16 protein-coding genes are annotated in these 13,167 nt (G+C 62.9%); 11 read left to right on the forward strand and 5 right to left on the reverse strand.

Going from position 1 to position 13,167, the window contains the following annotated elements:
- The first annotated feature begins 88 nt into the window (after positions 1–88).
- A complete protein-coding gene (locus JL39_RS11950) occupies positions 89–1,273 on the forward strand; it encodes a DUF1254 domain-containing protein (RefSeq protein ID WP_052182833.1) in 1,185 nt (394 codons plus the stop codon).
- 231 nt (positions 1,274–1,504) lie between these two features.
- Complete coding sequence (locus JL39_RS11955) at positions 1,505–1,807, forward strand: hypothetical protein (RefSeq protein WP_152601114.1); 303 nt, start codon at positions 1,505–1,507, stop codon at positions 1,805–1,807.
- A 348-nt stretch (positions 1,808–2,155) separates the two neighbouring features.
- On the opposite strand, the gene JL39_RS11960 is transcribed toward JL39_RS11955, so the two are convergent.
- Together JL39_RS11960 and JL39_RS11965 are read right to left on the reverse strand one after the other, a co-directional pair.
- Positions 2,156–3,349 (reverse strand): IS91 family transposase, encoded by a 1,194-nt coding sequence (locus tag JL39_RS11960; RefSeq protein WP_037150355.1) that lies wholly within the window; start codon positions 3,347–3,349, stop codon positions 2,156–2,158.
- Between the two features lie 8 nt (positions 3,350–3,357).
- Positions 3,358–4,245: a site-specific integrase gene (locus JL39_RS11965; RefSeq protein ID WP_028054418.1), complete on the reverse strand. Its 888-nt coding sequence runs from the start codon at positions 4,243–4,245 to the stop codon at positions 3,358–3,360.
- 289 nt (positions 4,246–4,534) lie between these two features.
- Here JL39_RS11965 and JL39_RS30970 point away from each other — a divergent pair, with 289 nt between their 5' ends.
- The 7 genes from JL39_RS30970 (at position 4,535) to JL39_RS11995 (ending at position 8,784) form a co-directional block, all read left to right on the forward strand.
- Positions 4,535–4,690, forward strand: coding sequence for a DUF3563 family protein (locus tag JL39_RS30970; RefSeq protein ID WP_081952813.1), 156 nt, complete (start codon positions 4,535–4,537; stop codon positions 4,688–4,690).
- 229 nt (positions 4,691–4,919) lie between these two features.
- Positions 4,920–5,480 (forward strand): DUF2062 domain-containing protein, encoded by a 561-nt coding sequence (locus tag JL39_RS11970; protein ID WP_037150364.1) that lies wholly within the window; start codon positions 4,920–4,922, stop codon positions 5,478–5,480.
- 27 nt (positions 5,481–5,507) lie between these two features.
- The gene (gene acpS / locus JL39_RS11975; protein ID WP_037150367.1) at positions 5,508–5,912 is read left to right on the forward strand and encodes a holo-ACP synthase; all 405 of its coding nucleotides are present in this window, start codon (positions 5,508–5,510) and stop codon (positions 5,910–5,912) included.
- Between the two features lie 90 nt (positions 5,913–6,002).
- Entirely contained in the window at positions 6,003–6,752 is a 750-nt protein-coding gene (gene lepB, locus JL39_RS11980; protein ID WP_037150370.1) for a signal peptidase I, read from the forward strand.
- Complete coding sequence (gene rnc / locus JL39_RS11985; RefSeq protein ID WP_200883948.1) at positions 6,752–7,468, forward strand: ribonuclease III; 717 nt, start codon at positions 6,752–6,754, stop codon at positions 7,466–7,468. The genes lepB and rnc overlap by 1 nt, the downstream gene beginning before the upstream one ends.
- A 10-nt stretch (positions 7,469–7,478) precedes the next feature.
- On the forward strand, positions 7,479–8,417 hold the full coding sequence (gene era, locus JL39_RS11990) for a GTPase Era (protein WP_037150873.1): 939 nt from the start codon (positions 7,479–7,481) through the stop codon (positions 8,415–8,417).
- A gap of 112 nt (positions 8,418–8,529) precedes the next feature.
- Positions 8,530–8,784 carry a DUF982 domain-containing protein gene (locus tag JL39_RS11995; protein WP_037150376.1) on the forward strand — a complete coding sequence of 85 codons (255 nt, stop codon included), beginning with the start codon at positions 8,530–8,532 and terminating at the stop codon, positions 8,782–8,784.
- Positions 8,785–8,851: 67 nt separating this feature from the next.
- Here the strand turns inward: JL39_RS11995 and JL39_RS12000 are convergent, their stop codons facing one another.
- On the reverse strand, positions 8,852–9,244 hold the full coding sequence (locus JL39_RS12000; protein ID WP_037150378.1) for a hypothetical protein: 393 nt from the start codon (positions 9,242–9,244) through the stop codon (positions 8,852–8,854).
- 189 nt (positions 9,245–9,433) lie between these two features.
- Between JL39_RS12000 and recO the strand changes: the two genes are divergently transcribed.
- Both recO and JL39_RS12010 read left to right on the forward strand, forming a co-directional pair.
- Positions 9,434–10,204 (forward strand): DNA repair protein RecO, encoded by a 771-nt coding sequence (gene recO, locus JL39_RS12005; protein WP_037150380.1) that lies wholly within the window; start codon positions 9,434–9,436, stop codon positions 10,202–10,204.
- A gap of 15 nt (positions 10,205–10,219) precedes the next feature.
- Complete coding sequence (locus JL39_RS12010; protein ID WP_037150382.1) at positions 10,220–10,600, forward strand: GFA family protein; 381 nt, start codon at positions 10,220–10,222, stop codon at positions 10,598–10,600.
- A 3-nt stretch (positions 10,601–10,603) separates the two neighbouring features.
- On the opposite strand, the gene JL39_RS12015 is transcribed toward JL39_RS12010, so the two are convergent.
- Together JL39_RS12015 and JL39_RS12020 are read right to left on the reverse strand one after the other, a co-directional pair.
- A complete protein-coding gene (locus JL39_RS12015) occupies positions 10,604–11,833 on the reverse strand; it encodes an MFS transporter (protein WP_037150383.1) in 1,230 nt (409 codons plus the stop codon).
- A 268-nt stretch (positions 11,834–12,101) separates the two neighbouring features.
- Complete coding sequence (locus tag JL39_RS12020) at positions 12,102–13,001, reverse strand: DMT family transporter (protein ID WP_037150385.1); 900 nt, start codon at positions 12,999–13,001, stop codon at positions 12,102–12,104.
- Positions 13,002–13,167: the final 166 nt, after the last annotated feature.

A 13,167-nucleotide genomic window follows, 5' to 3' on the forward strand; every position in this document is an offset into this window, starting at 1 on the left:
GCAAAGTCCCATCTTGATTGACGCTGGAATTCCACGTTGATCGTCGCGCGGCACCGAACCTAACAGGAGGTTCGGCTTCCTGGAAACGATGCCCAAGCATGTCGGTTTCACGCTCAACTCCGATACGCCCTATGGCGGCATGGTCCTCGATCTCAGGGACGGACCCTTGGTCATAGAGCTTCCCGCCGGGCCTTTGCTCGGCGCGGCGCTCGACATAAACCAGCGCTGGATAATGGACATGGGCCTGCCTGGGCCAGACGCCGGGAAAGGTGGAAAGCACCTCTTGCTGCCGCCCGGATACGATGGGACTCCTCCCGAAGGATATTACATCGGCCGCGCGACGTCCTATCGCGTCATAGCAGGGCTGCGGGCCATTCCCGCAGAGGGCGACGTCAAGGGCGCGGTAGAACGGCTCAAGACGATCAAGGTCCAGCCGCTTGATCTTCCGGCGGACTGGGTAGCACCCGTCTGGTATGACCAAACGCCCGAGCCCCAGAACCAAACGCCGACCGGATGGGAGGCGACCCTCAAATTCTGGGAGACGCTGCACAAGGTCATCGACAGCGAACCGCCACTTGCGGACTCGCGCACACATTACGGCGACCTCGCAGAGCTTGGGATCGTCAAGGGCCAGCCGTTCGCGCCGGACGACCGCCTCAAGGCGATTCTGGAACGTGCGGCCAGCATGGGGTCTGCACAGATGCGCGTTGAGGCCCTCGCCGATCGTCGTCCCGACCGCGTTGTCTGGAAGGACCGACATTGGGAATGGGCGGCATTGCGTTTTGAGAACGGAACGTTCGATACCAAAGATTACAGGGACACTTCTGCGCTAGACAAATGGTTCTACCAGGCGATTGCGTCCTCGCCCGCCATGTTCCGGCGCGATCCGGCTGCGGGATCACTTTACTGGCTGGGCCTCAAGGACAAAGACGGCTCCTATCTCGATGGCGGCAAGACCTACAAGCTAACAGTGCCGCTTCCGGTACCCGACAGGCTGTTTTGGTCGGTTACGGTCTACGACGCTGAAACGCGCAGCCAAATTCAAACCACACAGGACATGGCCGCTCTGCGCTCGCTGTTTGAGCTGAAGGACGTGTCCGGGGAAACGGTCGATCTCTATTTCGGCCCCGAGCAGCCACCCGGCGGTGACGGCCGCTGGATCAAGACGATTCCGGCTAAAGGATGGTTCGTCTATTTCCGCATCTATGGTCCGCAAGCGCCGGCTTTCGACGGAAGCTGGAAACCCGGCGACTTCGAGGAAGTGCGGCACTAGAGGACTTCCAAGACCTTCGCAGGAGAAAATCATGGCTGACGGTGCACGGTTCGTGAAATGGGGGTCTCGGCCTCTTCGTCTTCGGAGTCTTCCTGACCTTCGGGATCATCGCCCACTATTGCAGCGGATCACGCTGGCCGACTGGCGAGCTTTTTCTGCAGAACATCACACTGTTGGTGGGCGTGCCCGTGGACGTTGTCCGTCGCGGCCATCCAGGCCGGGGGTCTCGGCATGGTTTCTTTCGGCGTCACAATGCTGGTCACTGATCGTGTCCAGCCTGGCAGCCTCCGCCTTTCGATGAGCGGCGCGTCGCTCTGGCTTTGCGTGCTTGGCCTCATCGGGGTCTTCGCGGTGGGGTATCTTGGCCACTTCATCTTCGACGCCATTTGGCCCGGCTTTTATTATGCGCCGGTTGCCGATGGAAAGAATGCCTGGCTGATAGGCCAAGGGCTATGTTCGAAGGAACGGCGGCAGCTATCTGTTTCCGAGCCGCCGGAAGCCGTGGAGATTGACTATCTCTATTCGCAACGCTGACGTCCGCTAAGGTGAAGGTTTTTCGATGCGGGCCGCGGCGCAACGGTGGCGGCTGGGCCGTGGCCCGCGTTGAAAAACCTCCCAAGGAGGAGGCCGCGGGGGCTGGGTGGAGCGCCTATGGGGAAAGCGTGCGGCTGCGGTTGCTCAAGGTGGCCATCGGTGGGAGCGTCAGGCGCAGAAGGGTAACGCCGAAGGCTTGCAATAAGACGATCGGGATCGGGATCGCAGGTCTTTCGTCGGCTGGCCTCGGCGGTTTTGCGGGGGGCCGGCTTGCCTGACGCAGACCGGCGCCACCCCGGAACGCATCGCAGATCCCGGCCGGCCTTGGCTGATGTGACATGCGTTTCGTCATGCGGCGTCCTTTCGGGGTGGCGCGCGGGATCTGGGTTGCTGGCCACGGCGGAATATCTCGACGATGCGCATCGGGCCGCCGCAGTGCGGGCATGGCTCTCTCAGCGTGAGCGGGGTTCTCTCGGTGTTTGGCGCGTCGTCCTGGAACGGCGCGTCCACCCCGAGCAGTGTCCTGATCTTTGCGACGTTGGCCTTGCGGCCTGCACCGGCGAGCAGGCCGTAATGGCGGATGCGGTGGAAGCCGTCGGGCAGCACGTGGATCAGGAAGCGCCGGATGAACTCGTCGGTGGCCAACCGCATCACCTTGTGCCGGTCACCGGTCTTGATGCGGTAATCCTTCCAGCGGAATGAGACCGTCTCGGCATCTGCGCTGATCAGGCGGCTGTTTGAGATGGCGACGCGATGGGTGTAGCGGCTGAGATAGGCCAGCACGGCCTCGGGGCCGCCGAACGGTGGCTTGGCGTAGACGACCCAGTCTGATTTGCGCAAGGGGGCAAGCCAAGCGGCGAAGGCATCCGTCTCCGCGAGCCCCGCCAGATCCCCGAAGAAGGCGAGGTCGCCGGATTGATACAGTGCCATCAATCCTCCGACAAACAGCCGCCGGAACAGACGCGACAGGACCTTTACGGGCAGAAAGAAGCCGGGGCGGCATGAGATCCAACGCGTGCCATCCGGCGACAGCCCACCGCCGGGCACGATGATGTGCACATGCGGGTGATGAGTCAGTGCCGATCCCCAGGTGTGTAGCACGCTGGTCATGCCGATGCGCGCGCCGAGGCGCTTGGGATCGGCGGCGATGGTGGTCAGCGTCTCCGCCGACGCCCGAAACAGCAGGTCATAGACCGCCTTCTTGTTCCAGTAGGCGATTTGCGCGATCTCGGCCGGCAGGGTGAAAACCACGTGGAAATACTCGACGGGCAGCAGGTCTTCGGCACGGGCGGCCATCCAGTCCCGCGCCGCGGGCCCCTGACACTTGGGGCAGTGCCGGTTCTTGCAGGAATTGTAGGCGATGTGGTTATGGCCGCACTTCGCGCAAGCCGCCACATGCCCGCCGAGCGCCTCGGTTCGGCAGGCTTCGATCGCTGCCATGACCTTGAGCTGGGTCAGGCTGACATGCCCGACATTGGCCCGCCGCCACGCCGGGCCATAGGCGCGGAAGATGTCGGCGATCTCCAGACTTGGCCGGATCACCGCACCGGCTACTCCAGTCCGCGTCGGAGCGTTTGGTCCTGCAGCTTCTTCAGGGTCTCGAACGGGCTGACGGTGTCGCGGATCGTCTTCGTGGCGACATGGGTGTAGCGGGCGGTGGTCGTCAGCTTGGCGTGTCCGAGAAGGACCTGGATCACCCGCACATCGGTGTTCGCCTCCAAAAGGTGGGTGGCAAAGCAGTGGCGCAGGGTGTGCAGCGTCGCGGGCTTGGCGATCCCGGCCAGGCTCTTGGCGGCGGTGAAAGCCCGGTTGAGCTGCCGGGGCGAGATCGGACTGATCTTCGGCTTGCCGGGAAACAGCCAGCCCTGCGGCCGCGCCTCGCGCCAATAGTCGCGCAAGAGTTCGAGCAGCGCGGGCGACAGCATGACCTTGCGATCCTTCTGCCCCTTGCCCTGTTCGACATGGATCAGCATCCGGTCGCTGTCGATGTCGCTGATCTTCAGGTTGCAGACCTCGGAGGCGCGCAGTCCGGCGCCATAGGAGATGCTGAGCGCCGCGCGGTACTTCAGACCCGGCCCCGGAGCGGCCATCAGCAGGTCGGAAACCTCCTCGACGCTCAAGACCACGGGCAACGTCCGCGGCTGCCGCCGGAACTGCATGTGCCGCTTCATCTCCTCGCGGCCGCAGGTGGTGGCGAAAAAGAACCGCAGCGCGACGATGCGGGCGTTGAAGGTCGTCGGCGTGACGCCGGCATTGGTCATGTGCAGTTGGTAGGCGCGCAGGTCATCGGCTGTCGCCGTATCCGGTGATCGCTTCAGAAACCCGGCGAAATCCTTGATCGCCCGAATATGCGCCTGCTGGGCTTTGTCGCCCAGCCCACGGATGCGCATGTCTTCGATCATCCGCTCGCGCAGCGGGGTGGTCCTCTCCTCCGTCATGGCAACCTCCTGTCTGAAGATTGAGAACACCCAATCGTCAGCCAGGACGGCAAAGCTGCAAATGCACGGCGTTCAGATCATTACTGCACCCTCACCACGGGCACCAGTGCCGCGCGAGCGGCTTCGTCCTTGGGCCAATATCGGCCAACGGTCTCCGCCCATTTTCTGCTCACCCCGCCCCTCCCGCCATGCTCCCCACGCAACGCTGACCAGCGGTTGTGGCGTTGGTAAAGCGTGGGGTCTCGTCTTATATTGCTGCAGTGCAATATGAGAGAGAAAGAAAACGACCATGTTTGACTCAGTCCGCAAATTCGCCCGCGCCTTCCGGGTCCCGACCACTCAGGATCGTGAAATCGCCTATCTGAACGAAGCCAAGGACCGGATCGACCTCGAATACCGGATGCGCCAGATCGACCGCGGCATGTTCCGCAAGTCCGGCTTCTGATATCCTGACCCGTTTCCGCCGCGCGGAAAGATGTCGCGCGGTTGTGCAAGGCTCCACGGGCCGCAATGTGCGGCCAAGGAGCGGACTTCTTCTGCGGAAATTGCTCTCCGGAGTGAGCCGGGCCAATTTTCGCCATCATCGTCGGCTTGGGCTAGGGCCGTATATCCGATGAAGAAGAGAGCCCTGTGGCCGGTTGAAAAAGTCCGCGCCGCTGAACCAGATAAGCCCCATGCCGTTTCGCCGCCGCACCCCGCTTGGATTTCGTGAGAGACTGCGCCGCGCCATCCTGCCGTCCAGGGGTTTTCGCCGCAGCCTCGATTATTATCGCCTGAAGGTGATGCGGGTCGGCGGATCTCCGCATGCGGTGGCGGCTGGCATCGCGGTCGGCGTCGTCAGCGCCTGGACCCCGTTCCTCGGCTTCCACATTCTCTTCGCAATCCCGGTCGCCTATCTTCTTGGCGGCAGCGTGGTGGCGGCAGCCCTCGGCACCGCCTTCGCCAACCCGCTGACCTGTCCGCTCATCTGGCCGATCACCTGGAAGATCGGCGAGGTGATGCTGGGACATAGCGCCGCCGGCCATGACCGTATCGACCTTGGCGCGCTCTTCCACCATCTCGATATTTCCCAGCTCTGGCGGCCGATCCTGGAACCGATGCTGATCGGCTCCATTCCGCCCGGGCTTCTTTGCGGCCTTCTGTTCTATGCCGTCACCTATTTGGGAGTGCGCAGTTTCCGCAATCGCCGCCGCGAACGCTTGACGGCGCGGGCCGGAGCGCTCAAGTCAGTGTGACACTGACGGGCACAGGAAAGGAACCGCATGATCATCGGCATGGGCAGCGACCTGATCGATATTCGCCGGGTGGAAAAATCCATCGAACGCTTCGGTGAGCGTTTCACGCACCGCTGTTTCACCGAGGTCGAGCGGGCGAAGTCCGATCGCCGCAAGAACCGTGCCGCCTCCTATGCCAAGCGGTTCGCTGCCAAGGAGGCCTGTTCCAAGGCGCTCGGCACCGGCCTGGCGAACGGCGTGTTCTGGAAGGATATGGGCGTCGTCAACCTGCCCGGCGGCAAGCCGACCATGGTCCTGACCGGAGGCGCCGCCGAGAGGCTGTGCGAACTGATGCCGGCGGGTCACGAACCGGTGATCCACATCACCATTACCGACGAATATCCTTACGCGCAGGCCTTTGTGGTGATCGAGGCAAGGCCGGTCCCGGCCTGATCATTTGCCCCGTGGCCCGATGAGCCATTGCCGCGGCTCTGCGAAGGGTTTAGAAAGCGGCACTTCGCTGGAAAGAGAAAGAATTCAGACGTGTCCGAAAACGCCGAGACCAAATCGCAGAACAGCCTTTGGGAAAACATCAAGGTCATCATTCAGGCATTGCTGTTGGCGATGGTGATCCGCACGGTTCTCTTCCAGCCCTTCACCATTCCCTCCGGCTCGATGATGCCGACGCTGCTCGTGGGCGATTATATCTTCGTCAACAAGTTCGCCTACGGTTATTCGAAATATTCGCTGCCGTTCTCTCCGAACCTGTTTTCCGGCCGCATTCTCGAGTTCAGCGAGCCAAAGCGCGGCGATATCATCGTCTTCCGCCTGCCGAGCCATCCGGATGTCGATTACATCAAGCGCCTGATCGGCCTGCCGGGCGACCGCATCCAGGTGACGAACGGGGTGCTCCTCGTCAACGGCCAGCCGGTACCGAAGCAGGCAGACGGGACGTTTGCGTCCGACTACAGCCTGGATCCGGGTGACCATATCCCCGTCTTCCGCGAGACGCTCGATACCGGCGTTTCCTATGACACGCTCGACCAGTCGAACGTTTCGCGCGGCGACAACACCCAGGAATTCGTCGTTCCCGAGGACCATTATTTCTTCATGGGCGATAACCGCGACAACTCGCTCGACAGCCGTTTCGACGTTGGTTACGTGCCCGCCGAAAATCTCGTCGGCCGTGCCAGCATCATCTTCTTCTCGCTCGGCAACGATACCTCCTTCCGCGAGGTCTGGAAGTGGCCGACCAACATGCGCTGGGATAGGATTTTCAAGGTCGTCGAGTGATGAGGGCAAAAGCGCTTTCGGCGGAGGAGCACGGCCAGCTTGAAAAGGCCGTCGGCCATGAATTCGCCGACAAGCAATGGCTCGACCGGGCGCTGACGCATGCCAGCACCGGTTCGTCCAAGGGGGCCAATTACGAGCGGCTGGAGTTTCTGGGCGACCGTGTGCTCGGGCTCTGCGTCGCGGAACTCCTGTTCACGACTTTCCGCACCGCTGCCGAGGGGGAGCTTTCCGTTCGCCTGAACCAGCTTGTCAGCGCCGAGAGCTGCGCGACCGTTGCCGACGAACTGGAATTGCACCGTTTCATCCGCACCGGCGCCGACGTGAAGAAGCTGACGGGCAAGCGCATGATGAATGTGCGCGCCGACGTGGTGGAAAGTCTGATTGCCGCGCTCTATCTCGATGGGGGGCTGGAAGCCGCCCGCGCTTTCATCCTGAAGCATTGGGAAAATCGCGCCACCCGAGCCGATGGCGCAAGGCGCGATGCGAAGACCGAGCTGCAGGAATGGGCGCATGCGAAATTCGGACTGACGCCCTCCTACAGGGTCGATGACCGCAGTGGGCCGGATCATGATCCGCGTTTCACGGTGACGGTGGAGATTCCGGGCGTTGCGCCGGAAACCGGCGTCGACCGTTCCAAACGCGCCGCCGAACAGGTGGCGGCAACCAGGATACTCGAACGCGAAGGCGTGTGGCAGAGACCTTCTGCCGAACAATGAATTGGACAAGATGACAGAAAACGAACACATCGGTGGTGACGAGAAGGAAACCGGCGCGACCCGCTCCGGTTTCGTGGCTCTGATCGGCCCGACCAATGCCGGCAAGTCGACGCTGATGAACCGCCTCGTCGGCGCCAAGGTCTCGATCGTCAGCCACAAGGTGCAGACGACGCGCGCCATCGTGCGGGGCATCGCCATCCACGACAACGCGCAGATCGTCTTCATGGATACGCCCGGCATCTTCAAGCCGCGCCGCAGGCTCGATCGCGCCATGGTGACGTCCGCCTGGGGCGGGGCGAAGGACGCCGACCTCATCATGTTGCTGATCGACAGCGAGCGCGGCCTGCGCGGCGACGCGGAAGCGATCCTGGAGGGCCTGAAAGAGGTCCGTCAGCCGAAGATCCTTGCTTTGAACAAGATCGACCAGGTGAAGCGCGAGGATCTTCTGAAGCTCGCGGCGGCTGCCAACGAGCTTGTGCCCTTCGAGCGCACCTTCATGATCTCGGCCACCACCGGCTCCGGCTGCGACGACCTGATGGACTATCTGGCACAAACCCTGCCCGAAGGCCCGTGGTATTATCCCGAGGACCAGATCTCCGACCTGCCGATGCGCCAGCTCGCCGCCGAGATCACCAGGGAGAAGCTGTTCCTCCGCCTGCATCAGGAGCTTCCCTATTCCTCGCATGTCGAGACCGAGAAGTGGGAAGAGCGCAAGGACGGCTCTGTCCGCATCGAGCAGGTGATCTACGTGGAGCGCGAGAGCCAGAAGAAGATCACGCTCGGCAAGGGCGGCGAGGCGATCAAGGCGATCTCCACCGCCTCCCGCAAGGAGCTCTCCGAAATCCTGGAACAGCCCGTGCACCTCTTCCTCTTCGTCAAGGTGCGCGAGAACTGGGGTGATGACCCGGAGCGTTTCCGCGAAATGGGCCTGGAATTCCCGAGACATTAAGGCGCCGCCGCGTAGCGGCAGGCTTCCATTTCCTGCTTTCCTGTTCGCACCGGCCTCGCGGCATGGTTATTGCAACGTTGCTAATGTGGCAGCGAGGCAAGGGCAGAACGTCATGAAACGGGACAAGTTGCACCAGTTTCAGCCGGTTGGATTGGCTATGCATGAGACGGGCCGATACAGCGTGGTACATTCGGTCGAGGAAGCTGCAGATGTGCTCTTGCGCGGATGGCCGACGGATGACGGCGAGGAATTTTGCGAGGCGGTGAAGGTGTGCTTCGAGGGCATGCATGATCGGGCGAGCCCCGAAGACGTGCGCGCTGCGCTGATCAGGGCAGCGCGCGAGGCGCACGTGATGGTGATCGAGTAGGGGCTGCTCCGCAGCAATCGCATGGTGCCCGCGCAGCGGTGTCCTTGATCCAGTGTCGGTCAGGCGCCTATTTCTTCTGCCGATCCATCAGCGCTTTGACCTCCTGATAGCGCCTGCGGTTTTCCTGGTCCTGCTCGTTCGGTCCGTAGCAGGTTTCCGAAATGCAGAAGCGCAACAGGTTGAAGGGAGCCGTGGCCTTGTCGAACTCGCATTCGATCTCGTTGTTGAAATCGGTCGGCTTTGCATCCTCGCGGGTGGAGTAGGTGAGCCGTGCCCCTGGCGGATCGAGTTCCGGAAAGGATTGCACGATGCCGGTCTTGATCGACGGCACCAGCAGGAAATTTTTCGCGACCGTGATGCAGGCCTGTTCAAGCGGCTGCGACTGGGCGGCTGCGGGCGAAGCGAGGAAAATGGCCGCAGGCATGGCGGCAAGTGCTGCGACGAGAAGGGCGTGTTTCATAAGGGCTCCCAAGCGGGTTGTCTGGCGTCGTGAATTCTCCGCACAGGAATCCAAATGGAGCCATATTTGTTCCAGGCAAGCCGGTAGATGCTCGCATCCGGCTGAAGATGGGCGATGCCAAAAAGCGATTCAGTCTGAACTCCTTATGGGGTAGTGTTGAATCGGCATGCAGGAGGCTTGAACCGACATATGCAGTGGCAGGACGAAGGCATCATCATCGGCGTCAAGCGCCACGGCGAGACGAGCGTCATCGCCGAGCTGATGACCCGTGAGCGCGGCCGGCATTTGGGTCTCGTCCGCTCCGGCCGCTCGCGCACCATGCAGCCGGTCCTGCAGCCGGGAAATCGCGTGGAGGCAGTCTGGCGCGCCCGTCTCGACGAGCATCTCGGCGAATTCCGTCTTGAACCGCTCCAACTGCGCGCGGCAAGGCTGATGGAGACTGCGACCGCCGTCTACGGCGTGCAGGCCATGGGCGCACTGCTCCGGCTGCTTCCCGAGCGCGATCCGCACCCGCATCTCTTCGAAGCGCTCGACATCATCCTCGATGCACTGGACAACCCGGCCGATGCCGGCGAACTGTTCGTGCGTTTCGAGCTTGCGGTGCTGAACGACCTGGGCTTCGGGCTCGACCTCTCCGAATGCGCTGCGACCGGCTTGCGGGAGGAACTCATCTACGTCTCGCCGAAGAGCGGCCGCGCCGTCTCCCGCGAGGCAGGCGCCCCCTACGCCGACCGCATGCTGGCTCTTCCGGCTTTCCTGGGGGAGGGGGCGGTCGCTGCTGCCGATTGCGACAGCCTTGCCACCGCCTTCCGGCTCACTGCCTTTTTCCTGCACCGGCATGTCTATGAACCTCGGGGGCTGACGGAACAGGCCGCCCGCGAGGGTTTTGTGCAGGCGGCGTTGAAGGCGTTGTCCCAACGGCCTCAGGGGAACGGCGAGGCGGAGCGTCAGGCGAGCTGAAGGAAGAGGAGAGGGATGGAGCGGATAGCCACCTGCGCCTGCGGCAAGCTCCGGGCGATCTGCGAAGGCGAGCCTGCCAAGGTTTCGCTGTGCCACTGCCTGGAATGCCAGAGGCGCACCGGCAGCACCTATGGCATCGCCGCCTTCTTCGATCGCCGCCGGGTTCGCATCGAGGGCGCGAGCAAGACCTATGCTCGTCCGTCGGACAGCGGCTTTCCCGTCAATCTTCACTTCTGCCTGGATTGCGGCTCGACGGTGTTCTGGGAGCCGCAGCGCAAGCCGGACGCCATCGCAATCGGCGTCGGTTCCTTTGCGGACCCGCACTTCCCGGCACCGTCGCAGGCGGTCTACTATCAGCATAGGCACCCTTGGGTGCCGCCGCTTCAGGCCGATTGACCGTCATTCCGCCGGCTGGGCGGCGAGCGCCGGCCGGTCGACCGGCTTCTCCTGGATCGGCCAATGCACGATCGCCGCGAAGATGCCGAGCGCCACGCCGAGCCACCAGACGGGATCATAGGAGCCGAAGCGGTCGTAGAGGAAGCCGCCCATCCAGACGCCCAGGAACGAACCCACCTGATGCGACAGGAAGACGATGCCGCCCAGAAGTCCAAGATGCCGCGTGCCGAACATGATGGCGACGAGCCCGTTGGTCGGCGGCACGGTGGAAAGCCAAAGGAGGCCCATGACGATCGCGAACACGATCACCGAGAGCGGCGTCTGCGGCAGGATGAGGAAGGCCGCTACCGCGACCGAGCGGGCGAGATAGATATAGGCGAGGAAATAGGGCTTCGAGTAGCGCTGCCCGATCATGCCGGCGCCGAACGAGCCGATGATGTTGAAGAAGCCGATCAGCGCCATGGCGATCACGGCATAGCGGGCGTCGATGCCGATATCGCCGAGATAGGCCGGGAAATGCGCGGTGATGAAGGCGACCTGGAAACCGCAGACGAAAAACCCCGAGGTGAGCAGCAGATAGCTCTGGTGCCCGAAAGCTTCGCGCAGCGCCTGACCGACAGTCTGGTCGATTTCGTTTCTGGATTGCGTGCCGGACTTGGCATTGCCGCGCAGCGGATAGGCCAGCACGGGCACGAGCAGCATCATCAGCCCCATGATGACGAGGCTGTCCGACCAGCCATAGGTGGTGATCAGCGCCTGGCTGAGCGGAGCGAAGAGGAACATGCCGGCGGAGCCTGCCGCCGTGCCGATGCCGAAGGCGAGCGAGCGCTGTTCCGGCGTCACGTTGCGGGCGAAGGCGGAGAGGATGGTCCCGAAGGAGCCGGCGCCGACCGCAAGCCCGACCATGACGCCGCCGGAGAGATGCAGGATCGCGATCGAATGGGCGGTGGACATCAGGATGAGGCCGGCGGCGTAAAGGAGGCCGGAGAGCGTCAGTACGCGGCCGGTACCGTATTTGTCGGCAAGCGCGCCGAAGAAGGGCTGGCCGAGACCCCAGGCGAGGTTCTGGATCGCCATGGCCAGCCCGAACGTGGAACGGTCCCAGCCCGTATCGGCGAGCATGGGGAGCTGGAAGAAACCCATGGCGGAACGCGGGCCGAAGGTCAGCATGGCGATCAATGCGCCGGCGGTGATGATCAGCCAGGGCATGGACGCTCGGGCAGACTGGATCATGGATTTCCTCCTCGCTGCGGATGGAAAATCATACCGCGTGCGGCCTCCTTCTTAAAACAACTTTTGCTCAATCAATCCATCACCGTATTTGATGCGGCACTTGGGATTTTGCCCCTGACCTAACCCTCTCCCCGCTTGCGGGGAGAGGGGACGTGCCATACGCAGCACCGAGCGTTAAGAAGCCGATGCGGCATATGTCCTTCTCCCCGTATGCGGGGAGAAGGTGCCCGGCAGGGCGGATGAGGGGCATCCCTACAGGCACATTTCTTCAAGGCGTGCCGGGCGGGTCGATCGCCGCCGGCGCCAAGCGTCCCAGCCGGGCTTCCCGCCAGATGGTGAAGATGCCGGCGGCAATCACGATCGCGCCGCCGGCGATCATGTTAAAGGTCATGACCTCGCCGAAGACGAAGACGCCGATGAGGCAGACCAGCACGGTCTGGATGTAGGACATGGGCTGCACGACGACCGCATCGAGCAGGCCGAAGGCGCGGATCAGGAGATAGTGACCGCTCATGCCGGTGATGCAGAGCACCAGCATCCAGAACCAGTCGGTGAAGGTGATATGCGTCCAGTAGAAAGGTCCGACGAGGGTGATCGCCGCCGCCCCCGCCACGCCGGTGTAGAAGAAGGCGGTGTCGGCCGCGTCGGTTCGGCTCGCAAGCCGGGTCATCACGGAGTAGAGGGCGAACATCAGCGTGGCGATGATCGGAATGATGATCTTCGTATCGAACGTGGCGTGCAGCGGATTGACGATCAGGAGAATGCCGACGAAGCCGATACCGATGGCCGTCCAGCGCCGCCAGCCGACCTTTTCTCCAAGCAGCGGCACGGAAAGACAGGCGACGACGAGCGGCGTTGCGGCGAAGATCGTGTGGCTCGCCGCAAGTCCGACCCGCGAAAAGGAGAAGATCGATATGACGATCTGGACCGCCAGGAGAACGCCGCGGGCGATCTGCAGCCACAGCCGGTTGGCGGAGACCGCGCCTTTCAAGCCGACCGGCGAGCGGCTGGCGAGCAGCAGGGCGAAGCCTGCAAAGGCCCAGTAGCGGATCATGGTGATGAAGATCGGCGGATAGGCCGTGCCGAGATGTTTGGAGATGCCGTCCTGCACCGAAAAGATGGTCACGGCCGAAAGCGCGCAAAGGAGGCCGGTGGACCGAGGTGTCATGGGGGCAGTCTCTTTCGGGGCGCCGCCGGCTGCAGGCGCGCCGACGCAGAGGGATGAGCAGGGCAGGGCAGATTATGCTTCCGTTTTGACTTTTCACAAGCCGAACGGACAACCTGCCTTTTGCGAATGGCTGCCATGCATTCAGCGGGTGAGTCGCGGAGGCGAA

The organism is Rhizobium sp. YS-1r (assembly GCF_000757525.1).
GTDB lineage: Bacteria > Pseudomonadota > Alphaproteobacteria > Rhizobiales > Rhizobiaceae > Neorhizobium > Neorhizobium petrolearium.